The organism is Winogradskyella ouciana, from assembly GCF_009709615.1.
Taxonomy (GTDB): Bacteria; Bacteroidota; Bacteroidia; order Flavobacteriales; family Flavobacteriaceae; genus Winogradskyella; species Winogradskyella ouciana.
The window spans coordinates 368,106-395,039 of sequence record NZ_WJYA01000006.1; the positions used below are offsets into that span (position 1 = coordinate 368,106).

The 26,934-nt window shown below is 35.8% G+C and carries 27 protein-coding genes; 8 read left to right on the forward strand and 19 right to left on the reverse strand.

Features of this window, described 5'->3' with window-relative positions; translation table 11 throughout:
• Positions 1-2 precede the first annotated feature (2 nt).
• From F1003_RS11640 to F1003_RS11685, 10 genes are all read right to left on the reverse strand, one after another.
• Positions 3-1,307, reverse strand: a complete 1,305-nt coding sequence (locus tag F1003_RS11640; protein ID WP_155089599.1) for a DASH family cryptochrome — start codon at positions 1,305-1,307, stop codon at positions 3-5.
• Positions 1,289-1,426 (reverse strand): DUF2256 domain-containing protein, encoded by a 138-nt coding sequence (locus F1003_RS11645; protein WP_155089600.1) that lies wholly within the window; start codon positions 1,424-1,426, stop codon positions 1,289-1,291. The genes F1003_RS11640 and F1003_RS11645 overlap by 19 nt, the downstream gene beginning before the upstream one ends.
• Positions 1,423-2,844 (reverse strand): SDR family oxidoreductase, encoded by a 1,422-nt coding sequence (locus F1003_RS11650; protein ID WP_155089601.1) that lies wholly within the window; start codon positions 2,842-2,844, stop codon positions 1,423-1,425. The genes F1003_RS11645 and F1003_RS11650 overlap by 4 nt, the downstream gene beginning before the upstream one ends.
• Positions 2,844-3,482: a flavin reductase family protein gene (locus tag F1003_RS11655; protein ID WP_155089602.1), complete on the reverse strand. Its 639-nt coding sequence runs from the start codon at positions 3,480-3,482 to the stop codon at positions 2,844-2,846. Before F1003_RS11655 ends, F1003_RS11650 begins: the two co-directional genes overlap by 1 nt.
• Position 3,483: 1 nt before the next feature.
• Positions 3,484-4,794, reverse strand: a complete 1,311-nt coding sequence (locus F1003_RS11660; protein WP_155089603.1) for an ABC1 kinase family protein — start codon at positions 4,792-4,794, stop codon at positions 3,484-3,486.
• Positions 4,795-5,451: a TetR family transcriptional regulator C-terminal domain-containing protein gene (locus F1003_RS11665; protein WP_155089604.1), complete on the reverse strand. Its 657-nt coding sequence runs from the start codon at positions 5,449-5,451 to the stop codon at positions 4,795-4,797.
• Between the two features lie 99 nt (positions 5,452-5,550).
• Positions 5,551-6,243: an MIP/aquaporin family protein gene (locus F1003_RS11670; protein ID WP_155089605.1), complete on the reverse strand. Its 693-nt coding sequence runs from the start codon at positions 6,241-6,243 to the stop codon at positions 5,551-5,553.
• Positions 6,244-6,249: 6 nt separating this feature from the next.
• Positions 6,250-6,870, reverse strand: a complete 621-nt coding sequence (locus F1003_RS11675; protein WP_155089606.1) for an arsenate-mycothiol transferase ArsC — start codon at positions 6,868-6,870, stop codon at positions 6,250-6,252.
• Positions 6,871-6,888: 18 nt separating this feature from the next.
• Positions 6,889-7,362, reverse strand: a complete 474-nt coding sequence (locus F1003_RS11680; RefSeq protein WP_155089607.1) for a DUF6428 family protein — start codon at positions 7,360-7,362, stop codon at positions 6,889-6,891.
• A 22-nt stretch (positions 7,363-7,384) separates the two neighbouring features.
• On the reverse strand, positions 7,385-7,717 hold the full coding sequence (locus F1003_RS11685; RefSeq protein WP_155089608.1) for an ArsR/SmtB family transcription factor: 333 nt from the start codon (positions 7,715-7,717) through the stop codon (positions 7,385-7,387).
• Between the two features lie 158 nt (positions 7,718-7,875).
• Between F1003_RS11685 and F1003_RS11690 the strand changes: the two genes are divergently transcribed.
• A complete protein-coding gene (locus tag F1003_RS11690; RefSeq protein ID WP_155089609.1) occupies positions 7,876-8,724 on the forward strand; it encodes a DUF2911 domain-containing protein in 849 nt (282 codons plus the stop codon).
• Positions 8,725-8,781: 57 nt separating this feature from the next.
• On the opposite strand, the gene F1003_RS11695 is transcribed toward F1003_RS11690, so the two are convergent.
• The 9 genes from F1003_RS11695 to F1003_RS11735 form a co-directional block, all read right to left on the reverse strand.
• Complete coding sequence (locus F1003_RS11695; protein ID WP_155089610.1) at positions 8,782-10,596, reverse strand: sodium:solute symporter family protein; 1,815 nt, start codon at positions 10,594-10,596, stop codon at positions 8,782-8,784.
• A gap of 187 nt (positions 10,597-10,783) precedes the next feature.
• Entirely contained in the window at positions 10,784-13,303 is a 2,520-nt protein-coding gene (locus tag F1003_RS11700) for a PIG-L family deacetylase (RefSeq protein WP_155089611.1), read from the reverse strand.
• Between the two features lie 82 nt (positions 13,304-13,385).
• The gene (gene corA, locus F1003_RS11705; protein ID WP_155089612.1) at positions 13,386-14,465 is read right to left on the reverse strand and encodes a magnesium/cobalt transporter CorA; all 1,080 of its coding nucleotides are present in this window, start codon (positions 14,463-14,465) and stop codon (positions 13,386-13,388) included.
• A 3-nt stretch (positions 14,466-14,468) separates the two neighbouring features.
• A complete protein-coding gene (locus F1003_RS11710; RefSeq protein ID WP_155089613.1) occupies positions 14,469-15,002 on the reverse strand; it encodes a mechanosensitive ion channel domain-containing protein in 534 nt (177 codons plus the stop codon).
• A gap of 48 nt (positions 15,003-15,050) precedes the next feature.
• A complete protein-coding gene (locus F1003_RS11715) occupies positions 15,051-15,977 on the reverse strand; it encodes a septum formation inhibitor Maf (RefSeq protein ID WP_155089614.1) in 927 nt (308 codons plus the stop codon).
• Between the two features lie 91 nt (positions 15,978-16,068).
• Entirely contained in the window at positions 16,069-16,662 is a 594-nt protein-coding gene (locus F1003_RS11720) for a Maf-like protein (RefSeq protein WP_155089615.1), read from the reverse strand.
• Positions 16,663-17,589, reverse strand: coding sequence for a geranylgeranylglycerol-phosphate geranylgeranyltransferase (locus F1003_RS11725; RefSeq protein ID WP_155089616.1), 927 nt, complete (start codon positions 17,587-17,589; stop codon positions 16,663-16,665). It abuts the gene before it with no gap.
• Positions 17,590-17,635: 46 nt separating this feature from the next.
• Entirely contained in the window at positions 17,636-18,169 is a 534-nt protein-coding gene (locus F1003_RS11730; protein ID WP_155089617.1) for a KdsC family phosphatase, read from the reverse strand.
• A 32-nt stretch (positions 18,170-18,201) separates the two neighbouring features.
• Positions 18,202-19,017, reverse strand: a complete 816-nt coding sequence (locus F1003_RS11735) for a Rossmann-like and DUF2520 domain-containing protein (protein WP_155089618.1) — start codon at positions 19,015-19,017, stop codon at positions 18,202-18,204.
• 68 nt (positions 19,018-19,085) lie between these two features.
• On the opposite strand from F1003_RS11735, the gene F1003_RS11740 reads away from it, so the two are divergent.
• From F1003_RS11740 to F1003_RS11770, 7 genes are all read left to right on the forward strand, one after another.
• Positions 19,086-19,478 (forward strand): group III truncated hemoglobin, encoded by a 393-nt coding sequence (locus F1003_RS11740; protein WP_155089619.1) that lies wholly within the window; start codon positions 19,086-19,088, stop codon positions 19,476-19,478.
• Positions 19,456-20,109 (forward strand): DUF2306 domain-containing protein, encoded by a 654-nt coding sequence (locus tag F1003_RS11745; RefSeq protein WP_235898339.1) that lies wholly within the window; start codon positions 19,456-19,458, stop codon positions 20,107-20,109. The genes F1003_RS11740 and F1003_RS11745 overlap by 23 nt, the downstream gene beginning before the upstream one ends.
• Positions 20,110-20,139: 30 nt before the next feature.
• Complete coding sequence (gene mscL, locus F1003_RS11750) at positions 20,140-20,589, forward strand: large conductance mechanosensitive channel protein MscL (protein ID WP_155089620.1); 450 nt, start codon at positions 20,140-20,142, stop codon at positions 20,587-20,589.
• 103 nt (positions 20,590-20,692) lie between these two features.
• Positions 20,693-23,890, forward strand: a complete 3,198-nt coding sequence (locus tag F1003_RS11755; RefSeq protein WP_155089621.1) for a cytochrome c biogenesis protein — start codon at positions 20,693-20,695, stop codon at positions 23,888-23,890.
• Positions 23,891-23,963: 73 nt separating this feature from the next.
• Complete coding sequence (locus F1003_RS11760; protein ID WP_155089622.1) at positions 23,964-24,152, forward strand: hypothetical protein; 189 nt, start codon at positions 23,964-23,966, stop codon at positions 24,150-24,152.
• A gap of 254 nt (positions 24,153-24,406) precedes the next feature.
• The gene (locus tag F1003_RS11765) at positions 24,407-25,813 is read left to right on the forward strand and encodes an MATE family efflux transporter (RefSeq protein WP_155089623.1); all 1,407 of its coding nucleotides are present in this window, start codon (positions 24,407-24,409) and stop codon (positions 25,811-25,813) included.
• 213 nt (positions 25,814-26,026) lie between these two features.
• A partial coding sequence (locus F1003_RS11770; RefSeq protein WP_155089624.1) for an HYR domain-containing protein occupies positions 26,027-26,934 on the forward strand: 908 nt, incomplete at its 3' end.

Genomic DNA, 26,934 nt, shown 5'->3' on the forward strand with positions numbered 1-26,934 from the left:
TATTAAAATAAGCTAGGTTGCAACCAAAGACTTCTAAATTTTCCATTAGCATCATAGCGCTCTGCCTGAAGCTGCACATTGAATTTTCGATTTCTAGGATCATTTCCTACACCAGCAACATACATCCAATTGCCGTAGTTGCTATGTACATCATAGTCAAGGAGCAGCGACTCAAAATAGGATGCGCCAATACGCCAATCTAGTTTTAATTCTTTGGCGAAATATGAAGCGACATTCTGTCTACCTCTATTACTCATCCAGCCGGTTTCTTTGAGTTCAATCATATTGGCATTTACAAAGTCAGACTGGGTTTCGCCATTAATCCAATTATTGATTTGAGTTTGGTTTGTAGACCATTCGTAATCTTTTTGAAGTATACCTCCTAGTTTAAAAATTTGGTTACCGTGCTTAATGGATACATACTTAAAATAGTCTCGCCAAATCAACTCGAAAATGAGCCAATACGTAGACTGATTTTTGTAATGTTCTTTTTCAAATCGCTTTACATTCCGGTAGATTGTTCTGGCAGAAATACTACCATTGGCTAACCATGGTGAAAATTTTGAACTGTAATCAACACCAACTAAGCCATTTCTAGTTTTCTTGTAGAATCCTAATTTTTTAGTATTGAAGAAATAATCGTTTAATCGATTTAAGGCTTCGATTTCACCGCCTTTAAAAGGGAATGCTGAATGCGGATGTTGTTCAAAGTCTTTAAATCCAAGGTCTGACAACGTTGGGATATTGATATTGTTCTCAATTCTATTATCGTTGGTTTGCTTTTTGGTTGTCACCTCATGTCTTATGTCAACATACTTTTCTAATTTCTTTCTGAATACAGTAAAAACTTGTGGTGTTTTAGAAATTTCAAAATTGATATCTTCTGGATGAAATAAAAGCTGATTGTGAATATGGTGCCAGTTGATATCCTCTAGTTCGACTTTCACCAAATTCTCAGTATCTACTTCCTCTTGCGTCCATTCTTTTTGAAGGTAAAGGTCAGTAATTTGATGTGTCTTGCACAATGTTGGAATAACGATTTCTGGTGTATCATGAAAAACCAGTAGATCAATATTCAGCTGATTGAGCTGTTTTTTTAAATCGTGAATAGTTTCTATTAAGAATTTAGCTCTGAACTTTTCTGTCTTTTTAAAACCAAACTTGTTTACTTTAAAATGTCTTGGGTCAAAACAATATACGCCAACAAGTTTGTGGCTGTTCTTTGATGCTTCAGCTAAAACAGCGTTGTCAATTGTTCTTAGGTCATTTCTAAACCAAACCAAGTTTTTTATTTTGTCCTTCTGCATTTTTCGCTACAATATTTTACGTTGTCCCAATCCTTTGCCCATTTTTTGCGCCATGTGAATGGACGTCCACAAACGAGGCAAATTTTCTCTGGTAAATGTTGTTTTTTTACACCTTTCATTTCGGTTCTACAAGGGCATTTAGCATACCTTTAAAGACAAAGGCATGGAACGGCAAAACCATATACCAGTACAATCGTCCCCAAACGCCTTTAGGCCTAAACACTGCACGCTGATATAGTTTGTCCTTCACAATTTTAAATTCCAACCAGGCTTCTCCAGGCAATCGCATTTCGGCAAATAATAATAGTCGTTTTTCGTTTTTATCAGCATAAAGTACACGCCAAAAATCGAGAGGGTCACCAGCTTCAAGATAATTATCATGCGTGCGACCTCTTCGTAATCCCACACCACCAAATAGCTTATCCATATAACCTCTTAGCTTCCAAAGGTTATTAAAGCTATACCATCCGTTACGACCACCAATACTCCAAATTTTGTTTAAGGTGTATTCTTCATCTACTATATTTCTCGACCTCACATCTTTAAAACAGCCATATTGAGGTAGCTCGATGTGTTTAGATAATTGACTTCTAAATCGGCCACTGCTAACGGCATCTTTCCAGCTTGATATCACCGCATTTTGTTCAATTTTTTGAAATGCTAAATCAACCGCAGTTTTATAATCAACCGGTTTTATGTCTATAACATCATTGATTTTGCTTGGTTTGCCAATAACTTCTACTTTCATGCTGTCTACCAATGCTTGAGCCAGTTGAAATGAAGTGGATGTTACAAAATACAGCCAATAAGACGATAACTTAGGTGTTAAGACAGGTAAGGTGTAGATGTAACGCTTCAGGCCACGAACTTCTGCAAATTGCAATAGCATTTCTTTGTAAGTCAAAACTTCAGGGCCATAAATGTCATAGGAATTGTTGTATAATTCTTTTTTCCCCAATGCGCCAGATAGATAGCCAAGTACATCTCGTATAGCCAAGGGTTGGGTTTTAGTGTTTAGCCACCTTGGAGTTATCATAACAGGTAATTTTTCAACAATGTCCCTAATAATTTCAAACGACGCGCTACCGCTTCCTACTATGATGCCTGCACGTAGCGTAGTGAGTGCATATTCATCTGATTTTAAGGTTTCCTCTACTTGTAGTCTAGACTCTAAATGCTTAGACAATGATTCATCATTAACAATCCCACTAAGGTAGATGACCTGTTTGCAATCCGTAGCGTTAACTAGATTTTTGAAATTAAGGGCGCATTGACGTTCTAGGGATTCAAAATCATCAGAACCAGTTGCCATAGAATGGATAAGGTAATATGCGGCATCAATATCTTTAGGAATTTTATTGGGCTCAGGATCTAAAAAATCAATTTTTATAAAAGAACAAAGAGGGTTGTCTTCTATTTCATCTGGAATACGGTTTAAATCACGTACACAGCATATTAATTCGTGTTCATCTTCTAGAAGTTGAAGTGCGAGTCTTTTGGCAATATAGCCTGTTGTGCCTGTAATTAATATGCGCATTAGTCATTCGGGATTGCAAATTCTGGTTTTGGGCGCTGATATTCTAATCGTGTTTTTAACTCTGGTACTGCATAGCCATCTAACCCGTTGATAGTCGCTACCTTGCCCTTAGATAAATTGATGAATCCATCTTTTTCTAATAAATCATCAGGCACATAGAGTTTTTCAATTTTACCAATGAGTAAGATAGTGTTATTTGCCTTAATAGGGTACTCTTCCACATAACTCATTGCTAATTGCACAGGGCAACCTTTTACAAATGGTGCTATAAAATTGTCTTTGTATTCTTCCTCTAATGACGTGACATTAAACTCTGAGATTGCTGAATCGTACTTGGCAGAGGTGTGATGCGCATCTTCTAAAATACCATCGTGTATATGATTTAGAGTATATTTCCCTGTAGTTTTAATGTTATCATAGGTGTTTCTAATTACAGTTGTAGGTCGCAAAAAGAAACCTAAAAGCCCAGGATTAGAACCTAAATGTGTTATAGAACTGAATACCGCCACATTACTTACACCAGTATCATCTTTGGTACCAATGAGATTAGCCGATTTATAACCAGAGCAACTATTAATTAAATTAATGCGATACAAATGATGCATTTGGTTAATATCATCTAAGCTGAATTTTGCCATTTTAAAGGTTTGTAAAATTGTTGATTTTAATATTTTCAGCTTTAAGATCGAACATTAAATTATATAACCCAAAGAATGTTCTGTTGATGTAAATAAAGTGTTTAGAACCTCTGTTGCCATTCATATTTCTAAGCTCTGTGCTTTTTGAATATTTCTGACCCATTTCTGCCACTTGATTAAAAAACGTTGGATCTGAAAAATCAAAAACGTCATTTTGGAATGGTTGCGTGAATAAGCTCAGTAACTCATGAAACATGTCAGAAAAAAAGGTAATTTCTTGTTCTGAATCGTCCTTACGCAGAATTTCGAGTTGGTACATTTTTTCTCTAAATGCTTCAGGATTATCAATGCATTCCTTCTTGGCAAATTCAAAATAAGGCACATAAAATTCATCTGGAATTGCCTTCATACATCCAAAATCTAATGCTATTAATTCGCCTTCATCAGATATTAAGAAATTACCAGGATGAGGATCTGCATGTACTTTTTTAAGCATATGAATTTGATACATGTAAAAATCCCATAAGGCTTGACCTAATTGATTGGATATATTTTGATTTGTATTGTGAGCCACAAATTCTGAAAGGTGCTCACCTTTCATATAATCCATAGCTATAATGCGCTCAGAAGAAAATTCTTCGTAATAATTAGGGAATTTTAAATTAGGAATATGCTTACAAGCCTCCACAACTTCTTTACTTTGTTGTATTTCTAATAAATAGTTAGTTTCTTCTGTTAACTTGTTTTCTACTTCTTTAAAGTATTTATCCGAATCTTTACCTTTAATATTAAACATCTTAATAGCAATAGGCTTTACTAAAGCTAAATCTGATGCGATACTCTCAGCAACTCCAGGATATTGGATTTTCACAGCAAATTTTTTCCCATCCTTTTCTGCAATATGGACTTGTCCTATACTAGCAGCATTTACTGAAGTTGCGTTGAAAGTATCAAAAATGTCTTCGGGATGTTTACCGAAATATTTTTTAAACGTTTTTATAACTAATGGCGGCGATAATGGTGGTACTGAAAATTGAGATAAAGAAAATTTCTCAACGTAAGCTTGAGGCAAAATGCTTTTTTCCATACTCAGCATCTGAGCCACCTTAAGGGCGCTACCTTTTAATGTTTTTAGGCTATCATATATATCCTCTGCATTATTCTTATTAAGTCGTTCTTTGGCATCTTCTTTAGAATTTACCATTTTATCACCATAGTATTTTAAGTAGTTTACACCTACTTTGGCACCAGTGGAGACTAATTTACTCGCTCTAGAAATTTTGGTAATGGGTATACTGTCTATTGTCTTCATTTAGTTACTGTGCATTTTTTCTTTATACAAGAATTTACCAAAATCTATTAAACTCTTTAACGGAGTGGTATCAATAAGATCAAAACTTGCTCTTACTGATTTCTCAATAAACAAGTCTGTTTTTTCAAAATAGGGTGAGGTGTCATCTAACCAAAATTTCATGGTAACTAGTAGTTGTAGCCAAGCTGATTCTTTTAAACCTCTGTTTTGAAGTTTTTCTAATTGCGCTTGCTTCAAATCTAAGGTCTTTATATTAAGATGCTCTATGTAATTTGAAAACCGTTGCTTTAGTTTTGCTAGGGTCTTGAGTGACTTTAGTTGATTTTTGTTATGCTCTAAGGCATGCACAACATAGCTTCTATTGGCGGTAAGAACTTCAAAAAAGGTGTAGTAGAAGCTAAGTAACTTATTTCTAGCATCGAAATTAATATAGTCTTCGCTTTTCTCTAATACTGCATGTGCACTATCAAAAAAGACTTTGAAAATACTTTGTTCTAAGGCATCAAACGAGCCAAAAAATTCGTAGAATTTTTGTTCTTCAAAATTATTATCCTTTGCAAAAGCATAAACAGACTTGGGCTGTTCATTATGAGTTAGTACATAATCCATGTATAACTCAATGATTTTTGATTCTGTGATTGGTTTTTTCTTTGCCATTGTATTTCATTTACAATGTAAAGATACGTAATGTTTAACTATTTTAAATAAAAGTTAAACAAAGTTTAACAGGAATATATGAATTTGAAAAAAAAATGTTTAACAATTTTCGTCACAGCAATTATCATCTTTAACCAATTTACAGCTTATAATGGCTAAAAAGGCTCCTATAATTGGTGCGGTTATATACAACCACAGATGTTGAAGATTTCCAGAAATAATAGCTGGTGCTAGTGATCTAGCAGGATTCATGGATGCCTTGGTCATTGGGCCAGCAAACATAGCCTCCAATAAAATTACACCTCCTACAGCTATTGCTGCCATGGTGCCGATTTCTTTACTTCCTGTAGAAACATTTATAATAACAACCATTAGGAAGAATGTGAGCAACAGTTCGAGAATAAAAGCTTTATAGGGTTCGAATCCTTCTGCGGGATAAGTGTGCCCAAAGCTGTTGCTCTCAGGAAATAAAACCCATAAAATAGCAATGGCCATAAAAGCTCCCGCAACTTGAAAAAGGATATATTTTGGCACATCTTTCCAATTAAAGCGTTTTGCTACAGCAAAACCTATGGTTACAGCAGGATTAAAATGTGCACCAGAAATTTCACCAAAGGCATAAATCATGGCCATGACAATAAGTCCCCAGGTTATGGCTACGCCAACGTGTGTAATGCTTCCTCCTGTAATTTCGTTTACGGTCATAGCTCCACAGCCACAGAAAACCATAGCGAACGTTCCGATAAATTCAGACCAAAGTTTTTTATTTAATGGGTATGTATTTAAACTCATATATTATTAATGATTGAGTTTTATGTTTGAGAAGACATATTTCATCTCGGTTGCAATTTGAAGACTACGCTCTAGGTATTTTTCAGCTTGCTGAGGTGTGCCGTCAAAAGCTTTTGGATCTTCATAGGTTATTGGGAGGCGCTTTTCAGCACCAGCAATGAACGGACAACCTTCATCGGCACTAGAACAGGTCATAATGGCTGCAAACTGTGTTGATGGATTAAACGAAGCATCAAACGTTTTAGAAAACCCAATAACAGGATGAGCTATTTCAGAATATTTTATGGCATACACAGGATTATCCTCATTGGATAGTTTTTCAATTTTAAACCCAGAGCTTTCCAAAGCTTCAGCAGCCGAAGGAAATAGAGCAGTGGCTTCGGTTCCGCCCGAATAGCAAAATACGTTGTTTATAATGTAATACTTCGCTAGAGTTTGTGCCCAAACCTGTGACAAATGACTACGACGCGAGTTGTGCGTACAAATAAAGTTTAGGTTTATTATAGCTTTAGCATCTGCTTTAGTCTTTATAAAATCAATTAAAGGTTGTAAAGTTGTTTTTCTTTCTTCTGAAATTGAAGTGGTATCTAAGCTTTCTATTTTTTCTGATAATTCTGAAAATATCATTGTGTGTTTATATTTTGATTAACAACAGTTGCCATCTGGTGAGCAACAAGGTTCATCAGATAAATCGGCTAATTGTAATTTTGGTTTAGATTGTTTTTCTGGTATTCCACAATTATCTTTTGCCAAACAATCGGTTTGTTTTGTAGTTAATAGAAAGTTAGTGCCATTAAAGTCTAACCCAAATTTACCAATGGTTTCTCCTTGGTATTCTACTTCGATTTCTAAATCACCAATATTTAGGGTTTTCTGAGATAATTCAATAATATGTAGCAACTTTTCAGGATGTAGTCTATGGTTGTAATCATTGGCTTCCCAAAGTTGAAAATTCACAACCTCTTCATGCCTTACGGTACCGCCACAATCAATAAAGTCTTTGGTGATTTTACCAACTTCGGTTACATGAAAGTGATTGGGAACCAATGTTCCGTTTGGCAATTGAAATGCTATATTGTCTAGCTCCTTTAGTTTCGATTTTATTTCTGATAGTTTCATAATTTTTGATTTACAATTTTAATTAACAACAATTAGTATTCTCGTTTACATCTTGATTCAAAAAATCATTTATAATGGTTTTCATTTTAGACCAATTGGCCTTGTCAATGCAATAGCAAACACTTGTCCCTTCGATATTGCCCGAAATGAGACCGACATTTTTTAATTCCTTAAGATGTTGCGAAATGGTGGGTTGTGCCAATCCAATTTCATCTACCAAGTCTCCACATATACAAGAGTTGGTCTTAAACAAATGTTGTAATATGGCGACTCTGGCAGGATGCCCAAAGACTTTGGCAATGCTCGATATTTGATTTTGCGCTTCAGTGAAAATTTCACTTTTAGTTAATCCCATAATATTTAATTATTATATTGCAATATTACGATTAATATGTTTATTAGAAAAGATTAGAGGGTTATAATTGTTGTTTTTAAGTCTTTCTTAACATATTTCGCTTTTCTTAAGTCGTAACTTTAAGGCACTTTAAACAAAACACTTAACACTATTAAAAAATGAAGAAATTATTACTATTTGCATTTGCGTTAACATTGATGTTTTCGATAAATGCACAAATTGAAACGCCTGCGCCAAGCCCTTTGAGTAAGGTAGAGCAACAGGTTGGATTAACAGATGTAACCTTGGAATATTCTCGTCCAAGTATGAAAGGACGTAAAATCTTTGGTGATTTAGTGCCTTATGGTAAAATGTGGCGTGCAGGAGCCAACAAAAATACAACCATAACATTCAGCGATGATGTTACTATTGGAGGTAATGAAGTAAAAGCGGGTTCTTATGCTATTTTTATTACGCCTAATGAAAAATCTTGGGATGTATATTTTTATTCAGACACCAATAATTGGGGAACTCCTCAAGAATGGGATGATTCTAAAGTTGCGGCCAAAGTCAATGTAGAGACGTATCAAATGCCTATGGAGGTAGAGACCTGGACTATGACATTCGATAGTTTAACTAACAATTCTGCAGAGCTTGGGTTTATATGGGAAAACACCTATGCTGGAGTAAAATTTGAAGTGCCAACGGCTGAAAAAGTATCTGCTTCAATCGCAAAAGTGATGAGTGGCCCTTCTGCTAATGATTATTATGCTGCTGCTGTCTATAACTTATCTGAAGGAAAAGACTTGGATAAAGCTATGATGTGGATTGATAAAGCTGTAGATTTAACTAAAGAACAGCCGCGTTTTTGGTACTTGAGACAACAGTCTTTAATTCATGCTGCAAATGGAGATAAAGACGGTGCGATCGCTGCGGCTAAAAAATCACTTGAAGGTGCACAAAAAGCCGGAAATGATGATTATGTGAAAATGAATAAAGAATCATTAAAAGAATGGGGTGCGATGTAATTGCAACTCAGAATAATTTAGAAAAAAAGCGTATCTACTTAGGTTGCGCTTTTTTTTTTAGTTTATAATTGCTTGATTCTTATTTATTAGCTGTAAAATATGTGCAATCAAGATCACCAATACGCAACCGAATAAATTCAACCATAAATAAGGCATCCAATCCAGCCACCATCCGGTAATAACAATAGCTTGTGTGATTAAGGCTCCCGTAAAGACGGCATTACCTTTTATATATTTAAAGAAGAAGGCCAACAGGAAAATACCTAAGACGTTTCCATAGAAAATTGAACCGATGATGTTGACTAGTTGAATTAGATTTTCGGCAAGATCGGCAAAACAAGCTATGATAATGGCTACAATTCCCCAGCCCAAAGTAAACCACTTGGTCATTTTTACCATGTGCTCTTCGCCTTTGTCTTCTTTTAGATTTCTGCCATATAAATCAATTGAAGTAATGGTTGCCAAAGCGTTGATTTCTGAAGCTGTTGAAGACATGGCTGCAGATAGAATAACAGCAAGCAATAATCCTATTAGTCCAGTTGGGAGATGGTTCAATATAAACCGAATGAACATATAATCCCTGTCGTTGGTCTGCGTGTCCTTAGCGGCATCATTATAAAGTGTCTTTAGCTCACTTTCCTTAGTTATAAATTCTTCACTAACAGGATTAGCCCTTAGACCTTCCAATTCATTTTGAAGCCTAGTGTAATTATTGGCATATTCATTGTCAATAGCTTTCTTTATCAAGAATTTAGACTCTAGACGATAGGTTTTTTCGATGCTGTCTAATTTAGAAAGTTGAACTCTGGTACGTTCACTTTCGTCCGTCGATAGTTTCAGACTCAATTCCTGTTTCTGGGAAAATAGAGTTGCTTGTTTGTCTTGAAGTGCTCTGTATTCGTCACCATATTCCGAAGCTAAAACCGTTTGGGTCGATTTATCGATAAAGTTTAATGGTGCAGGATTAAACTGATAAAACACAAACACCATAACACCCACAAGCAGTATGAAAAACTGCATAGGAACTTTAAATAAACCATTAAAGAGAAGACCCATTTGCATCTCCTTCATGGATTTACCAGAAAGGTAACGTTGTACCTGACTTTGATCCGTGCCAAAATAGGATAACATTAAAAATGTTCCACCAATGAGGCCCGTCCAAACTGTGTAGCGATTTTCTAAATCGAAAGAAAAATCTAAAACCTCCATCTTGCCAGTAGCACCAGCAATATCAATAGCATCAGTAAAAGAAACTTCTTCAGGTATTAAGTTTATAATGATAATTAATGCTGCAACCATACCAGCAAAAATTACAAACATCTGTTGCTTTTGAGTTACCGTAACAGCTTTTGTACCACCAGAAACGGTGTAGATAATAACCAATACTCCAATAACAATATTGAGCGTTACAATATTCCAACCGAGTACAACCGAAAGGATGATGGCTGGTGCGAAGATTGTGATTCCGGCAGCCAAGCCACGTTGAATTAAAAACAGAATAGCTGTGAGGCTTCGGGTTTTAAGGTCGAATCGATTTTCGAGGAATTCGTAGGCTGTATAAACTTTTAGACGATGATAGAGTGGAATAAACACCAAGCAGATAATAACCATGGCAATTGGCAGTCCAAAATAAAATTGAACAAAGCCCATACCATCTGAAAACGCCTGACCAGTAGTAGAGAGAAAGGTAATTGCACTCGCTTGTGTTGCCATTACGGATAATCCAATGGTCCACCATTTTGAGGTGTTTCCTCCTCTTACATAATCCTGAACATTTTTACTACCTCTGGTTTTCCAAGTACCATAGCCCACAATTGTGGCCAGTGTGGCAATTAAAACCGTCCAGTCTATCCAATCTAAAGTTTGCACCATAAAATTAAGCGAATGAAGCTGTTATAAAGTAAAAGAGAATGATGTACAGGGCATTGGCAATTAATACGATGGTGTACAATTTGTCCCATTTTTGTTTTGGTTGTGGTTGGTTGTTCATTAGTTTAGTTGTTAGTTGTTAGCTGTTAGTTGTTCATCTGATGGACAGATGATGTTTTGTATGTATATCTCAATTCTTCAACTTAGTTGCATCCTCTTTTCCTGCGGAAAGCAAATTAGCAAAAAGCCGGTAGGCTCCAGAAACTCCTGCAGGGAACTCTCTAAAGAAGCTTAATCCTGTATAAATGTAATTGCCTTTTCCATATTTAGCGACGAGCAAGCTCCCTTCTTTAGAACTTTCACCTTTGTCATTCATTGCTAAGAGTGGTGTAAATTCTTCCGACCATTCACCTGGAAAATACAAACCACGCTCTTGTACCCAGCCTTCAAAGTCTTGCGTTGTGATTTTATTCGGGAAATTAAGAATAGGGTGATTTGGATCTAAAATTCTCACTTCGGCATTTTCGTCTGTAACTCTGTCTCTGGATAATTGCAGCTCATAAGGAGCGATGTTATCTGTTTTTATACCTCTACTTGTGTTGTACTGCACAACCATGTTGCCGCCTTCTTTTACATAATCCAGCAAAAATTTTTGTTTGAATTTCATTTCATCTAAAATATTGTAGGCTCTAATACCAACTACGATGGCATCAAAATTAACGAGGTTGTCTGCTGAAATTTGTTCAGGCTTAATAATGGTGACATTATAGCCAATTTGGCGTAAACTTTCTGGTACCACATCACCAGCCCCTTCGATATAACCAATATTGTTGCCACGTTTTTCAATATCCAACCGTACCACTTTACTAACACTTGGCATCAATACAGTTTGGTAAGGTATGTGAGCATAATCAATCTCAACCAATTCGTCTGTGTAGAATTCACCATTAAAATTGACCATTGGTGTGATTAAACCCTCACTCTGATTTTTTGGAGGAATAACCGTAAAAACTAATTTTTGAATATCTCCTTTGTTGGCAATTTCAATTTTTTGTTTTTGAGGATAGACGCTCCAATCATTTGGGTAAGCCATTTGCACATAACCTTCAACGGCATCTCTACTGGCTTTTACTGTGACTTCAATTTCTTTTTGCTGATCGTTTTCAAAAATGAAAACCTTATCAGCGATGCTTGCAGAAACTGGAGGTACAATTTCAAAAGGTCTATACAATTCCCCTTTGTCTGGTTTTGAATAACGATACACCACTGGTTTCGTAATGGTAATTGGCGTGCCTAAAATATTCAGGTTAAAATCCACAAAAACGGCTCTAGGTGTTTCTGGCAATCCAATCCATTCCGGATTTTCAACATGGTACATGCCCAAGGTGCTTTTTTTGTTTAGCCAATACGGTGTTGTATAATGAATGTCTTTTGGAATGGTAATACCTTCATCGAAATTCAGACGTTGATTTTCTGGCATTGCCATGTTTTTTGAAATTCCGTTCTCTAGTGTCGAAAGGTTATAGGATACCAATTCGATTTTGGCAGCACTTCGGTTCAAGGCCTCAATATTTAAACCTACGGTGGCATCTGGTGAAGCATGAGGCGTATTGGCAGAAACTTCTAAATACAATCCTGCGCAAGCTTCAATTATCGTTTTTAGTTCTTTGGTTTTTATGGTTTTCCAGTGTTCGTTTTTTACATTTTGAAGCAATTTGTAGGCTTCTAAAAGTTGCGGTAGGTGAGCAGCTGGATTCACAAAATTAAAGTTACTTTCAACTTTATTTAGAATATTACCAATGGCTTGTCCGCCTTCAACTCGGTTCCATGAGGTGTCAATACCTGCAAACACATCGTTGCTATCGTCTAAAGGTTCACCTTTTAAAAACTCAATATATTCGTCTTGAGTACCACGAGTCATTAAACGTCCAAAACCTTGGCAAAGATGTTGACTGCTTGCCAATGAAGCCACCTCGTTATTAGACATGCCTTTGGTTGGGTAATATACTCCAATATCAAAACTGAGCATTTTACTTTTATCAATTTTATCAAATTCTTCCCTGCTACCATAACGCCACCAAGAGGTGTTATAAAATAGGCGTTTTGGTTGCCATGTCTCTGTTAAGTTCAATTGTGATGGATACTTTGAAGCATCATTCGCCAAATCAAAAGCCTCTAGGCTTAGCATTGCTGAACTGGTGTGGTGGCCATGCGTTCTTCCTGCTCTTCTATGGTCAAAGCGATTGATAATAATGTCTGGTTTAAATTCGCGGATGGCCCAAACAACATCTGATAAGACTTTGTCCTTATTCCATATTTCCAAAGTTTCATCAGGATGTTTTGAGTAGCCAAAATCATTAGCTCTTGTAAAACGCTGTTCACCACCATCAACACGTCTTGCTGCCAACAATTCTTGTGTTCTGATGACTCCAAGTAATTCTCTGATTTCTGGTCCGATGAGGTTTTGTCCTCCATCTCCACGTGTTAAGGATAAATAGGCCGTACGTGCCTTAACTTCGTTGGACATGTACGAAATTAGCCTCGTGTTTTCATCATCTGGATGCGCAGCGATATAAAGTACAGAACCCAAAACGTTGAGTTTTTGTACGGCTTCGTATATTTCTGAGGAATTAAGTTTTTTGGGTTGTTGTGCTGGTAAGGAAATTACTGTGCCCAAAAGAAAGATGAGGCAAAGTTTAATCTGGCGCATAAGGTGAATAGTTAGTTACTCTTCAAATATAAAAAAGTTACGCGCTTATGCCTTGGTTTTAGGTTTTGTTTAACGGTTATTTTCACAACCACTTCTTACGCTTAAAATAAATCAACAACCCAATAAAGATGGTAAACATTACACCCAAAAGCACAAAATAACCATAGCGGTATTTGAGTTCTGGAATATACTCGAAGTTCATGCCGTAGAGACCTGCCAAAAATGATAAGGGTATAAAAATGGAAGACATTATCGTGAGGACTTTCATTACTTCGTTCATCTTGTTACTAATGGTAGTCATGTACATATCCATTAAACTCCAGATCATTTCGCGATAAATATCTATGTTTTCTGATACTTGAATTAAATGATCGTAAATATCTCTATAATAAGTTATTGTGCGTTTAAAAATTAATGGATGTTCTCCTTTTTCGATACGATTAATAATCTCACGTAATGGAAAAATAGCACGACGTACTTTTAGGATTTCACGCTTAAGTTGCTGCACCTCAATATTGACATCTTCTCGTGCATGGCCTGTAAACAATTCGGTTTCTAAATCTTCAATCTTATTGCCCAAAGTTTCTATGATGCTGAAATAATTATCCACCACAGCATCGATTAAGGCGTACAATAAATAGTCTGATTTTAATCCACGTATTCTTCCATTGGCATAGCGCAAGCGTTCACGGATAGTACCAAAAACGTCACCTTCGGCTTCCTGAAAAGTCAACACATAATTTTTCCCAAGGACAAAGCTTACTTGTTCAATAACAATTTCTTCGTTGACATCGTAATAGAGCATTTTCAACACGACGAAGAGGTAATCCTCGTATTCATCAATTTTAGGGCGTTGAGTTGTGTTTACAATATCCTCTAAAACGAGTGGGTGCAAATCGTACTGCTTACCAATATCCTCAATTTTATCAGTATGCTGAAGGCCATCTACATTAATCCAAGTAACGGAATCTGTGTCCTTATAGTTTACGGCATCTTCGATATTGAGCAAAATAGTTTCCTCGATATCGTCCTTGGTGTAGTCAAAACATTCAACTTGAAAATCTTTATCCGATTTTTTACCAGTATAGACCAGGGTTCCTGGAACTTGTCCGATGTGTTTTTTGTGTTCTTGAGTACGTTTTTTATTTCTCTTTTTTAACATAGGCTACAGTATGCTGCTATCGTCTAAAGCATCTTTCTCCATTAAAGTTACTGCTTTTTGAAGAATAAGGTTGTTGGGATAGGTGACCAAGTCGCCATTGTCGTCCCTTAGGATTAGCTGAAATGCCCTAATATCTTCTATTATGGCTTCTACAGGATAATCCTTATCATGTATTTTTATTTTGTCTCCCACTTTATAAGGAAATGAAAAGAACATAATAATGCCAGAGGTTATATTACTTAGAATAGACCAGATGGCAAAAAGAGCGATACCAATTACTGCAAAAACGGAAGAAAAAACTAGTGAGATTTGATTGATTTCAACACCAAGAATAAAGGCTTCAATCAATATGGCGATGAGTAATAATGTCACCGTAACATAGCGACCGATAAGATTTGCCCTAGCTTCTGTAGTACCACTTCGTCTGCCTATTTTTTTTACTGTAACGACTATAACAGCCCTAATAATGAGAAGTATTATGAGAAGTATTGCTGTTGTAATGATTTCAGATTGGTACGTATTGAAAAAGTTTGACATGTTAAGTAAGTTGGTACTTAACAAATATAACTTAGATTCCTTAAAAAGCTATTGCAATTTTAATTTTTCCCGAAGGCTTTCGTCTGCGTTATTGTTTTTATTCCAATAGGCAGATTTAATCGAGCTAAGTTTTGTGGCTTTAGTGGTTAAAGTCTTTGTAGAAGCACCAAAACCGCTTTCTGATGTTTCTTCCCAGCCTAAAATATCAAAAGGGAATTCATTGTTGAAATTAATCTTGAGTGTTCTGTTTAATTCAGGATACGAAAGTGTGTACATTCCATTGTCTAAACTGGCGATTGCATCATATGCTTTTATGGGTTGGTGTCGCAATCTGGCATATTCCAATGAAGGAATAATGTTTAGTTCGCCAGTTGGAAGACTTTCAGGATCTATTCTGAGTTTTGTCCATAGTTCGTTTTCCGTCCAGTTTTTTTCAATATCGAAATTTTGATCAGCCTCTCCTTGAAAGTATGAATGTGACATGATTTCAAAATCATCACGATTATTAAGTTGTGCATAGACTTGTCCGCACCATTCCTGTATGGAAGCCGTAACTTTTATGGCATGTTGATTGTTTGCCACGGGATAAAACGTGCTCTGCATTATGGAATATGGATAAATACCAGTGTTGAAATTTTTTGTGGCATTCAATTTTAAAACAGGAATGTTGGATTCATCATAATTGTCTGCTTTGACCTGTTGTTCTGGTAGAAAATCTTCAGTGACAAATACCATAACAGCTGTGCCTTCCCTAAGTTCTCCATAGCGTGCTTGTTCTAACTTGTAGGAGGTGATTTCGGCTTCGCCATTGTACCAGTAGTCCTTAAATTCTTTTGAAAGCTTTGTTTCGGGAGATTGCTTTTCTTCTTTGGGTTCTGATATGGCAATAGTATCTGAGGTTTCAGATTTGTTTTCTTTACAGGAATTTAGTACAAAAATTATTGAAACAAGTGATAGAATTTGTATTGTCTTCATAGGTAGAGATTTAAAGGTTATAAGACACTTCGACTGCGCTCAGTGTGACAATTTAATATGCCAGAAGATTGTGAACAACAAAGTTACAATCCTAACGACCTTCTGCAATGGCATTTAACGTTTCATAAAGTAAATGGGTTGGTAGTCCGACGACATTGTTGTAAGACCCTTCTATATTGGTAATGCCAATCGCACCAATCCATTCTTGTATACCATAAGCACCAGCTTTATCCAGTGGTTTGTATGTGTCAACATAATAACGAATTTCTTCATCAGATAAGGCTTTAAACGTTACTTTGGTAATAGTATTTACCAATCGTTGCCCAGAAGTTTGCGTAAAACAAATAGAGGTCATCACCTGATGTGTTTTAGCGCTCAGCGATTTAATCATTCTGAAAGCATCGTCTTCATCCTTTGGTTTTTCAACGGCTTTTCCATCTAACCACACAATGGTGTCGCTTGTTATTAGAATATCCTTGGGACGAAGCTCAATTATAAAAGCTTCAGCTTTTAATTTAGCTAAGTAATCGGTAATTTCTGTGCCTCTTAGATGTTTTGGGTAGACTTCGTCAATGGGTTTTAACTTTACTTCAAAATCTATGTTCATAGATTTCAGAAAAGTATGCCGTCTTGGCGAAGCAGAGGCCAGAATAATGTTGTAATCTTTTAGTTTGTCGTTCAGCATTTAATTTAAAACATAAGAATATAGTGTCATAGAAAGCATACCAGTTAACATCACTAACTTAAGTATAAGGCTTATATGTTTGTAGTGCGATTTGTGTTCTACACTAAACAATTTGATTGTGACATAAATTAGAGGTGCAATGACCAATACCAAGAAATAACCTACAAGAAGTTGTTGCTTAAATAGGTTATCCACCACGTAATACACTACAGCAAACAAAGGGATAAGCGATAGCACAAATACTATTTTATTGGCACGTTCTCTACCCAAAACAATAGGAAGTGTTTGCATGCCAGCTTTATAGTCTCCGTCAATATCTTCAATGTCTTTTACCAATTCTCTTATGAAGTTAATTATGAAAGCAAAAATGGCGTAGTCTAAAATAAGTCTGAAAAAGAAAATCTGAATTTCCCTATTGCTGTCATTAATGACTGGCAACAATTCAAAAACCCCTACCAATAAAATACTTAGGGCAACGACCAATGAAACAATCACATTGCCAACCAAAAGTATTTGTTTTAAGAAAGACGAATACATATAGAGTAGTGCAGAGGCTATAAAAAAGATGACGAAAAATCCTGACTTGCCAATGCCGTTAGATAAATAAAAACCAATCCCAACACCAATGACATTTAAAATTATAAAAAGGCGCAATGCGATTTTTTCAGAAATATGTGTGTTGATTATAACTTTACTCGGCTTATTGATTTTATCTGCTTCAACATCATAAATATCATTGATAACATAACCACCAGCAGCTATGCAAACGGTAGCTATTACCAATAGAAAAAAGGCCAATGGACTAAGCGTGGTTATAACTCCATGACTTTCATAAAAGGGCAGCAGTAGTGCATATTTAATTAAGATTTGCACAAGGGCAATCATTAAAAGGTTTTTCCAACGGATTAAATTGAGGAAGTGAATCATTTAGGAATTTACGATTTTTGATTTAGGAATAACGATTCAGTGAAAACTAGTCATATTTAGCACTAAAGTTGCCGTTCCATTTATTCTGAACTTTCAACACTTGCTCAATCACATCTCTCACGGCGCCTTTTCCACCATTTTTATGCGATACATATTTTGAAATCGCTTTTATTTCTGGTGCAGCGTCTTGTGGGCAACATGGTAAACCTACCAATTTCATTACAGGAAAATCAGGAATGTCATCTCCCATATATAACACATTGGTTTTATCAATATTGTTTTTGCTAGTGTATTCGTTGAGTTGATCTATTTTATTGTGAGCGCCCAGGAAGATGTCTTTAATACCCAATCCTTCTAGGCGCTTGCGTACTCCTTCGTTAGATCCTCCAGAAATGATGCAAATATTAAAACCAGCATCAACAGCCGTTTTAAGTGCAAAACCGTCCTTAATGCTCATGGTGCGCAACATTTCACCATTGGTGGTTACATTGATGGTACCATCGGTAAGTACACCATCCACATCAAAAATAAAGGTGGTAATATCTACTAAATATTCTTTGTAGCTTTTGTCGTCGTTCATTTATATTTTGCTATGCGTCACTTCGACTTCGCTCAGTGACCAGTTTCGTTTTTTGGTTTTTTATGGATGCTTTTAGTTTTTCGATGGGTCGTAACACCATGTGTTTTTTTTATTGAAGTCGTCAAAAGCTCATAAATTGCTTTGTGTTCTTCGGATTCTATTTGCTTTAAATGACGCTTAATCGTCTTTTTGTCATTGCGTTTTGCAGGTCCTGTTTGTGCCATGTATGGTGACATGTCCTGAACCTTCTTAGCGGTTTCTAAAATCAGAGGCTTTAGAATATCAAAGTTAATGCTTTTGGTATCACTGATTTCATGCGCTATACGATACAACTGATTGGTGAAATTATTCACGAAAACAGCAGAGAGATGTAAGGTTTGCCGTTGTTCAGTATTTATTTTATAAGGTTTACAATCTACTGCTGCAGCCAAATCCTTCATAAATTGAAGGTTGAGCTTTTCCGTAACTTCAATACAAATTGGTATTTCGCTAAAATTCAATTCGGCTTCTTTAGAAAAGGTCTGTAAGAGGTAAAAAACAGCACGTTGATTTTTTTTATCCATATCATGAATGGAAACACTGCCAGAGGTATGTGCTATCAATCGATTTTCAAAAGGTAAATCTTTAGAAAGCTGAGAAATGCTATCGTCACTAACAGCCATAATATAAATGTCAGCTTCCTTTAAATCCGAAAGCTGGTCTGTAGTTTCAACTTCATTGGCATAAGATGATATGCTACTGTAAGAGCGATTATACCATTGTGCTACCTTAACACTTTCTGATGATTTGAAAGCCTTGTATAAATGTGTAGCTACGTTTCCTGCTCCAAGAAGTATTACTGATATCATGGTGTAAAAATACTAAGATTTCGCATTTTACAAGTATATGTTTTGGATTAAAAGAATAACTTTGAATTATGGCCAAAACAGACATTGAAACTCGAGACGATATATTTTTGTTAGTTTCTGAATTTTATAAAAAAGTTAGGAGAGATAATGTTCTCGGCCCTTTTTTCAACGACACCATACAGGATTGGGGTACACATCTTCAGCATCTTACGACGTTTTGGGAATCGAGTTTGTTTTTAAAGACGAAATATTATGGCAATCCGCTTGAAGCCCACGTAAAGGTGGATAAAGCCCATAATAATAGCATAACTGAGTTGCACTTTGGTTTGTGGCTTAATCTATGGTTTGAAACCATTGACGAATTATTTGAAGGAGATTATGCCGAAAACGCTAAACGCAGAGCTCGCAAAATGGGAACTTTTTTATATTTGAAAATCTTTGAAGCAAGATCCATTGATTAATAAATCTGTCATACTTAAAAAAATAAGCTACTATGCTTTTGGTGTCCTTTGTGTCAGTATCGGCCTCTATCCAATAATTTATTTTATAATTGATAGAAAGTTTGGATTATTAGCATCAAAAACGGATACATTACTTTATGATGTGCTATGGAATTTTGGGTTTTATGGACATATTGTTTTTGGTGGTTTGGCATTACTGATTGGTTGGTTGCAGTTTAGCAGGAAAATAAGATTAAAAAATTTAAAAATTCATAGAAACATTGGTAAGGTTTATGTGGTTTCAGTTTTAATAAGCGGTACCTGTGGTTTGTATATTGCCTCTCATGCTACAGGCGGATTAATTAGTAAAGTAGGCTTTGGCTCTTTAGCTATTGTCTGGTTAACTACTACATTTTTAGGATATCGTTCTGCACAAAAAGGTAAGATAATTAAACATCAATATTTTATGATATATAGTTATGCGGCTTGTTTTTCGGCAGTAACTTTAAGAATTTGGTTACCTTTACTTAGTGTGAGTTTTGGTGATTTTATTCCGGCTTACAGAATTGTTGCCTGGTTATGTTGGATTCCTAATTTAATTGTGGCGTATTTAATTATTCAATACCTCAAAAAGAGAAACTTATCTTTATAAATTTTTGTCATTAAAATATAAATTAGACCTATGAAACTTTTAAAAGAATTTAAAGAATTCGCCGTAAAAGGCAATATGATGGATATGGCCATCGGTATCATTATTGGTGCAGCATTTAATAAAGTCATCGATGTTTTAGCAAAGCAAGTACTACTGCCTCCTTTGTCACTATTATCTGATGGTGCAAATTTCGAAAACAAAAAAATTGTCTTGAGAGATGCAGTTACTAATACTTCGGGAGAAGTTACAACAGCTGAAGTTGCCATGGCTTATGGTAAACTGTTTGAAGTGTTTTTAGACTTTTTAATTATCGGGTTTACAGTTTTTATAGTTGTAAAAGCCATGAACAGATTAAGAACTAAAGCACAAGACTCAAAAGATAAAACTGTTGCAACTCCTAAGGATATAGAGCTATTATCAGATTTAAAAGAGCTGATGGAAGAACAAAATAAATTACTCAAGGCAAGTACTTCTACCTAAAACTTTTATTACATAAATTTTAACGCTTTTTGATGATTGCAAAACGGGAGTAGAATCATCAAAAAGCCTTATCTTTGCACGAGCTTAAAATAAGCCTATTGCTATGCAAAAGAAAATCTCGAATTTCCTATTCTCTACAAGACTTACCGCTATTCTGTTTATTGTTTTTGCCGTTGCCATGGCAACAGGAACTATTTTAGATAGAAACATGGAGACCTCTCCAACGCCTTATACCAGAACATTGATATACAATGCATGGTGGTTTGAGACCATTATGGTGTTTTTCGTTATCAACTTTGTGGGTAATATTAAACGGTACAGGTTGCACAAAAAAGAAAAGTGGGCAACACTAATTCTTCACTTGGCTTGGATATTCATTATTGTTGGAGCTGGCGTTACACGATATATCGGTTACGAAGGAATGATGGCAATTAGGGAAGGAGCAACAGAAAGCGAGTTTCGTTCTCAAAAGACTTACATAAGCGGACGCGTCCTTGGAGATTATAAAATTAATGGTCAATTACAACAGCGCAATATTATGGAAGAGGTGGATTTCTCACCTCGATTAGATAATGATTTTGAAAGAACTTATGATTATGGTGATGCAGAAGTGAGTTTTAAACTAAAGAAATTCATCAAAGGGGCAGAAAAGGATATTGTGCCAAATGAAAATGGTGAAAGCTATCTTAAAATTGTAGAAGCTGGTGACGGAAGACCTCACAATCATTTTTTAAAAGAAGGTCAGGTCTCTAATTTGCATAATGTACTTATTTCCTTAAATAAAGATCAAGAAGGCGCTATAAACATCACAAGTACCGAAGATGGGTTATTCATTAAATCTCCTTATGAGGGTGAATATATGACCATGGCAACGGGCCAAAGAGGTAAACTGGTTAAGGATAGCTTACAGCGTTTGGCTCTGCGTTCGCGTTATGTGATTGGTAACATGCAATTAGTGTTTCCTAAACCAGTAGTGAAAGGTGTTTTTGATATTGTAAAGAAACCAACAATTCTAAAAGGTGATGAAAGTGGAATTGTTTTAGATATTACCGCAAACGGTGAGACAAAAAGTATAAATCTTTTAGGTGGGCCAGGTACTTATGACCAGCTAGAAGAGGTTAATGTTGGCGGATTGGATGTGGCTCTGCGTTATGGTTCAAGATTAGAACAGTTACCATTTAAGGTGAAGCTAAATGATTTTATTGCCGAAAAATATCCAGGTACTGAAAATGCCTATTCTTCATATGAAAGTAAAGTCACTGTTTTGGATGAGGAGCAAGGAGATTTTGATTATCATATTTACATGAACCATATTTTGGATCATAGAGGATATCGTTTCTTTCAGGCGAGTTTCGATCCTGATGAAAAAGGTACTATACTTTCAGTAAACCACGATCGATGGGGAACGTATATCACTTATACGGGCTATATGTTGTTGTACTTTGGCTTAATGGCTATTTTGTTTGCCAGAAACACAAGATTTGATGATATAAGAAAACGTCTTGATAAGTTGAAAAAGAAAAAGGCAAAAATAATGACAATGATTGCCTTGTTGTTAAGTTTCACAGGCTTTGCGCAAGAGCATTCTGAGAATGACGGTCATGATCACTCACAAAATCAAAGACCAACCAAAGTACAGATAGATTCTATTCTAAAAGAAAACATTACGCCACAGGAGCAAGCCGATAAGTTTGCCAAAATGGTAATTCAGGATTACAGTGGTCGTATGATGCCAATGCACACGTACGCCTCAGAAATGCTAAGAAAGCTTTCAAAAAAGGATACTTATGAAGGGTTTTCGGCAACACAAATATTTTTGTCTATCCAAGAAAGTCCATTGTTGTGGTACAATGCTCCTGTAATATATCTTAAGCCAAGAAAAGCAGACTCAATACGATCAATTATTGGTGTGGATTATGATAAAAAGTATGTAACCTTACTCGACTTTTTCACTCCAGACGGCAGAAATAAATTAGGGCCATATGTAGAGGAAGCTTATAAAGCACAGGTGCCTAATGGATTTCAAAAAGAGGTAAAAGAAGCCTATGGGAGATTGGGATTATTATCTGATGCAATTGAAGGTCGGTCTATTAAAATTTTCCCAGTACCAGATGATGAGAACAACACTTGGATTTCATCTTTAGAATTTCGAGAAGGTAATTATCGGGAAAAAATTAAGGATTCATTGTATGGGAATTTCATTAACAATGGCTTTAGTTCTTATTTGATTCGATTAAATAATGATAAGAAGACTGGTGATTTTTCGAGTTCTCAGGCATTATTGGAAGCCATAAAGAAAACACAGCAAAAATTCGGAGCAGAGATTATGCTCTCAGATGAAAAGGTAGAATCTGAAATTCTATACAATAAGTACGATATCTTCAAAAAGCTCTTTAGTTGGTATATGTATGCAGCGACAGTTCTGTTCATACTTATAATAGTTCAGATATTTAAGTATAAAAGTAGAGGGCTTAAGATAGCTGTGAATACTATGGTTGGTGTTGTTGTACTGTTATTTGTTCTTCATACTTTAGGTTTAATTTGGCGTTGGTATTTATCTGGTCATGCACCTTGGAGTGATGCTTATGAATCTATGATTTATGTAGCGTGGTCTGTGATGTTATTTGGTCTTTTATTGGGTAGGAAAAGTAATCTTACAGTAGCTGCATCAGCATTTGTAAGTTCCATGATTTTAATGGTAGCGCATTGGGCTTGGATGGATCCTGCAATTGCCAATCTTCAACCTGTATTGCAAGGCTATTGGTTAATGATTCATGTTTCTGTTATTGTAGCAAGTTATGGACCTTTTGCTATAGGAATGATTCTTGGTGTGGTCGCTCTGTTGTTGATGATTTTCACAAATAAAGAGAACAAAGCCCGAATGGATATTAACATTAAGGAACTGACCATTATCAATGAAATGGCATTGACTGTAGGTTTGGTGATGTTAACCATAGGTAACTTCCTTGGAGGCATGTGGGCAAACGAAAGTTGGGGACGTTATTGGGGCTGGGATCCAAAAGAAACTTGGGCATTAATCAGTATTATGATTTATGCTTTTGTTATCCATATGCGATTGGTGCCAGGCCTACGCGGAAAATGGATTTACAACCTTATGTCTGTGTTGGCTTTTGGTTCTATACTTATGACTTATTTCGGTGTTAATTTCTACCTATCAGGTTTACATGCTTATGCTAGTGGAGACCAGATATTAAGTTTTCAGTTCATAGCTGTCACATTGGCTATTATTGCAATATTAGCTTTCTTGGCTTATAGAAAACATAAGTTATTCTACAAGTAAAATCTATTTTTTAATGGAAGACAAACAATAAATGAATTTTTCATAACTTGAGGGTTTAAACCAACCTTTTAAAATGAATTACTTCAAAAAATTAGGAACTGCAAATTTATTTATGCTATTCTTATGTGCAGTTATAGTTCTTGTTGCTGAATATTTGTTTCTAACCGGAGATCAAATGCATGGATTATTTGTTGGCCTTTGGGCACCAACATTATTAGGTGTTATGATTTATTTAAAACTTGTGGATCATGGCGGGAAATGATGTTGTATTTTGGTTTTCTGTTATAGTTATAGTGTTAGTTGCATTATGGGCTATTCTTATGATTCGTGCTTATAATAAAGCGAGTCGAAACGATTAAATTATTGAAGACATAGTTGTTTAGAAAATAATGCGCATATTTGTGTCATTATGATTGCATAATAAACCCATCTCGGAAAAATTTTCACTACTTCATGTGATGTCAGTTGTTAAACAAAACTTTTGTTTAGCTATGTCTTACTTTTTATGTAATAATTATGCAATCCAATAAAATTTCAATAAAACAATTTCTCAGGTATTTAAGAATCGCTGTTTCTGGCAAGGAACAAGATTTTACTTCCGGTAGTATTCGCAAAGCTGTATTTATGCTATCCATTCCAATGATTTTGGAAATGCTTATGGAGTCCATTTTTGCCATAGTAGATATTTTTTATGTCTCGCAAGTCAGTGTTAATGCTGTTGCTACAATTGGCCTAACCGAATCTGTAATTACATTGGTTTATGCCGTTGCCATTGGTTTAAGTATGGCAGCAACGGCAATTGTTTCAAGGCGCATTGGCGAAAAGGATAGGGAAGGAGCATCACAAGTCGCGGTGCAGGTCATTGGTCTTGGGATTTTTGTAGCTGCCATTATTAGTGTAATAGGTATTTGTTACCCAAAGGAAATATTAGGACTTATGGGAGGTGAGGTTGACCTGATAGAAGAAGGTTACGGTTATACCCAGGTGCTATTAGGTGGAAACGTTACGATTATCCTTCTGTTCTTAATCAATGCCATTTTTAGAGGTGCTGGTGATGCCTCAATTGCCATGTGGGCATTGGTGTTGTCTAATGGATTGAACATCATTTTAGACCCAATGTTTATTTTTGGTTTTGGGCCAATCCCAGCTTACGGAGTTGAGGGTGCTGCTATAGCAACGACTATTGGTAGAGGAACAGCTGTTGTATTTCAGTTGTTAGTTCTATTTTATGGCTGGAGTAAAATTAAAGTCAGATTTAAGGATTTAGTGCTTCGAGTTGCTGTGATGTTCAATCTCATAAAAGTTTCACTCGGTGGCATTGGTCAATTTTTAATTGGGACATCATCATGGGTGTTTTTAATGCGAATAATGAGTGAATTTGGCAGTGAAGTGCTTGCTGGCTATACCATAGCTATTCGTGTAATGATGTTTACCTTAATGCCTGCTTGGGGAATGAGCAATGCAGCCGCAACTTTGGTAGGTCAGAATTTAGGGGCTTTAAAACCACAACGTGCCGAGGATTCTGTTTGGAAAACTGGAAAGTTCAGCGCCATTTTTATGGGCTTGGTTTCTGTTGTCTATCTCATATTTGCGCCAGAAATTATTTCGTGGTTTACACAAGAAATAGAGGTCATTAAAAATGGAGCACTCTGTCTCAGGATTATTGCCGCAGGTTATGTGTTTTATGGTTATGGCATGGTAATCATCAATGCCTTTAATGGAGCGGGAGATACCAAAACACCAACATGGATAAACTTTATCTGTTTTTGGATGTTGCAATTGCCTTTTGCCTACCTCATGGCATTGACTTTTGATTTTGGACCAGTAGGTGTCTTTCTGGCGATAACTTTAGCTGAAGTCTTAATAACAGTCATTGGTATTCTTTGGTTTAAAAAAGGATATTGGAAAATGGTCAATGTCTAGTGTTATAAAAAACTTCTTATTACTCTAAATTATTGAAAATCAACCGTAAAAGTGTATTTTGGTAGTTTGTCGATTAATTTGCCTTATCGCCGAAAATATCATTAAATTTAATTGTTTCCCCCTGATTAATAGCAAACATTAACATTTTCCAAAATTTGATTTTAAATAAATCAGATTCAGGATGGTGTATATTAATATTTAAAAAAAATTGATATGAATAAGTTTCTGCTATTAAACTTATTATTTATGCTTTTGGGGAGTATAAATTTAAATGCTCAATCGGGGATTTTTGAAAGTTATGCTATCGTCGATAGTGGTTTTGGTAACAATTATTATGATTTAAATCCACATACCCAGACACCCAATTTTGATTTTAATGGAACAAATCTTGGAACTTTTCAAAGTACAGACACCTTTATACTAAATGGTGGGCAAAATAATATTTTTAAGTGTGGCTCTGATGATGTTACTTCAGGTTGGTTACATTACAGAATTTTTCCTTCAGGTATTCCTTCAGGTACTTTTTTATCAATTGACTTAAGTTCAAATGTTCAGAATTTCCCTGGTGCTGCCTGTGGCGGAACTGGCGATAATCAATCTTGGAGTACTACAAATGCTAATATTAATGTTTTGTCAGGATTAACTTCAGGGATTGATTATTCAATTGAAGTTTATACTACTGCAGATTTTTCTGTTGGTGGAACACCCAATCCTTTTCCTCATACGGTTAATAATGGAGGTGCTAATTTTAGTGCTACATTTAGAGTGGATAATCCGCCCACAGTATCTTGTACAAATTATACAGCACAATTAGATAACTCTGGAAATGCTTCCATAACAGCTGCAAACGTAGATGGTGGTAGTTCCGATGATTTCGGGATTGTAAGTATGACGGTTTCGCCAAATACGTTTAATTGTTCGAATATAGGTTCTAATACAGTTACACTAACGGTTACGGATACAAACGGACAAACAGATACCTGCACCGCAACAGTTACTGTAGAAGACAATATTGACCCAACCACACCAACTTTAACAGATATAACAGGCGAATGCTCGACCACGGCCACGGCACCGACCACGTCGGACAACTGTTCGGGAACATTAACAGGAACCACGAC

Bases quoted from the DNA above. Each gene is read 5' to 3' on its own strand.
- mscL (WP_155089620.1), top strand. From the start codon at position 20,140: ATGAAACTTTTAAAAGAATTTAAAGAATTCGCCGTAAAAGGCAATATG.
- F1003_RS11685 (WP_155089608.1), bottom strand. From the start codon at position 7,717: ATGGGATTAACTAAAAGTGAAATTTTCACTGAAGCGCAAAATCAAATA.
- F1003_RS11755 (WP_155089621.1), top strand. From the start codon at position 20,693: ATGCAAAAGAAAATCTCGAATTTCCTATTCTCTACAAGACTTACCGCT.
- F1003_RS11660 (WP_155089603.1), bottom strand. From the start codon at position 4,794: ATGAAGACAATAGACAGTATACCCATTACCAAAATTTCTAGAGCGAGT.
- F1003_RS11690 (WP_155089609.1), top strand. From the start codon at position 7,876: ATGAAGAAATTATTACTATTTGCATTTGCGTTAACATTGATGTTTTCG.
- F1003_RS11680 (WP_155089607.1), bottom strand. From the start codon at position 7,362: ATGAAACTATCAGAAATAAAATCGAAACTAAAGGAGCTAGACAATATA.
- F1003_RS11715 (WP_155089614.1), bottom strand. From the start codon at position 15,977: ATGAAGACAATACAAATTCTATCACTTGTTTCAATAATTTTTGTACTA.
- F1003_RS11710 (WP_155089613.1), bottom strand. From the start codon at position 15,002: ATGTCAAACTTTTTCAATACGTACCAATCTGAAATCATTACAACAGCA.
- F1003_RS11670 (WP_155089605.1), bottom strand. From the start codon at position 6,243: ATGAGTTTAAATACATACCCATTAAATAAAAAACTTTGGTCTGAATTT.
- F1003_RS11740 (WP_155089619.1), top strand. From the start codon at position 19,086: ATGGCCAAAACAGACATTGAAACTCGAGACGATATATTTTTGTTAGTT.
- F1003_RS11760 (WP_155089622.1), top strand. From the start codon at position 23,964: ATGAATTACTTCAAAAAATTAGGAACTGCAAATTTATTTATGCTATTC.
- F1003_RS11655 (WP_155089602.1), bottom strand. From the start codon at position 3,482: ATGGCAAAATTCAGCTTAGATGATATTAACCAAATGCATCATTTGTAT.
- corA (WP_155089612.1), bottom strand. From the start codon at position 14,465: ATGTTAAAAAAGAGAAATAAAAAACGTACTCAAGAACACAAAAAACAC.
- F1003_RS11645 (WP_155089600.1), bottom strand. From the start codon at position 1,426: ATGAAAGGTGTAAAAAAACAACATTTACCAGAGAAAATTTGCCTCGTT.
- F1003_RS11665 (WP_155089604.1), bottom strand. From the start codon at position 5,451: ATGGCAAAGAAAAAACCAATCACAGAATCAAAAATCATTGAGTTATAC.
- F1003_RS11720 (WP_155089615.1), bottom strand. From the start codon at position 16,662: ATGCTGAACGACAAACTAAAAGATTACAACATTATTCTGGCCTCTGCT.
- F1003_RS11695 (WP_155089610.1), bottom strand. From the start codon at position 10,596: ATGGTGCAAACTTTAGATTGGATAGACTGGACGGTTTTAATTGCCACA.
- F1003_RS11765 (WP_155089623.1), top strand. From the start codon at position 24,407: ATGCAATCCAATAAAATTTCAATAAAACAATTTCTCAGGTATTTAAGA.
- F1003_RS11675 (WP_155089606.1), bottom strand. From the start codon at position 6,870: ATGATATTTTCAGAATTATCAGAAAAAATAGAAAGCTTAGATACCACT.
- F1003_RS11735 (WP_155089618.1), bottom strand. From the start codon at position 19,017: ATGATATCAGTAATACTTCTTGGAGCAGGAAACGTAGCTACACATTTA.
- F1003_RS11725 (WP_155089616.1), bottom strand. From the start codon at position 17,589: ATGATTCACTTCCTCAATTTAATCCGTTGGAAAAACCTTTTAATGATT.
- F1003_RS11650 (WP_155089601.1), bottom strand. From the start codon at position 2,844: ATGCGCATATTAATTACAGGCACAACAGGCTATATTGCCAAAAGACTC.
- F1003_RS11730 (WP_155089617.1), bottom strand. From the start codon at position 18,169: ATGAACGACGACAAAAGCTACAAAGAATATTTAGTAGATATTACCACC.
- F1003_RS11640 (WP_155089599.1), bottom strand. From the start codon at position 1,307: ATGCAGAAGGACAAAATAAAAAACTTGGTTTGGTTTAGAAATGACCTA.
- F1003_RS11700 (WP_155089611.1), bottom strand. From the start codon at position 13,303: ATGCGCCAGATTAAACTTTGCCTCATCTTTCTTTTGGGCACAGTAATT.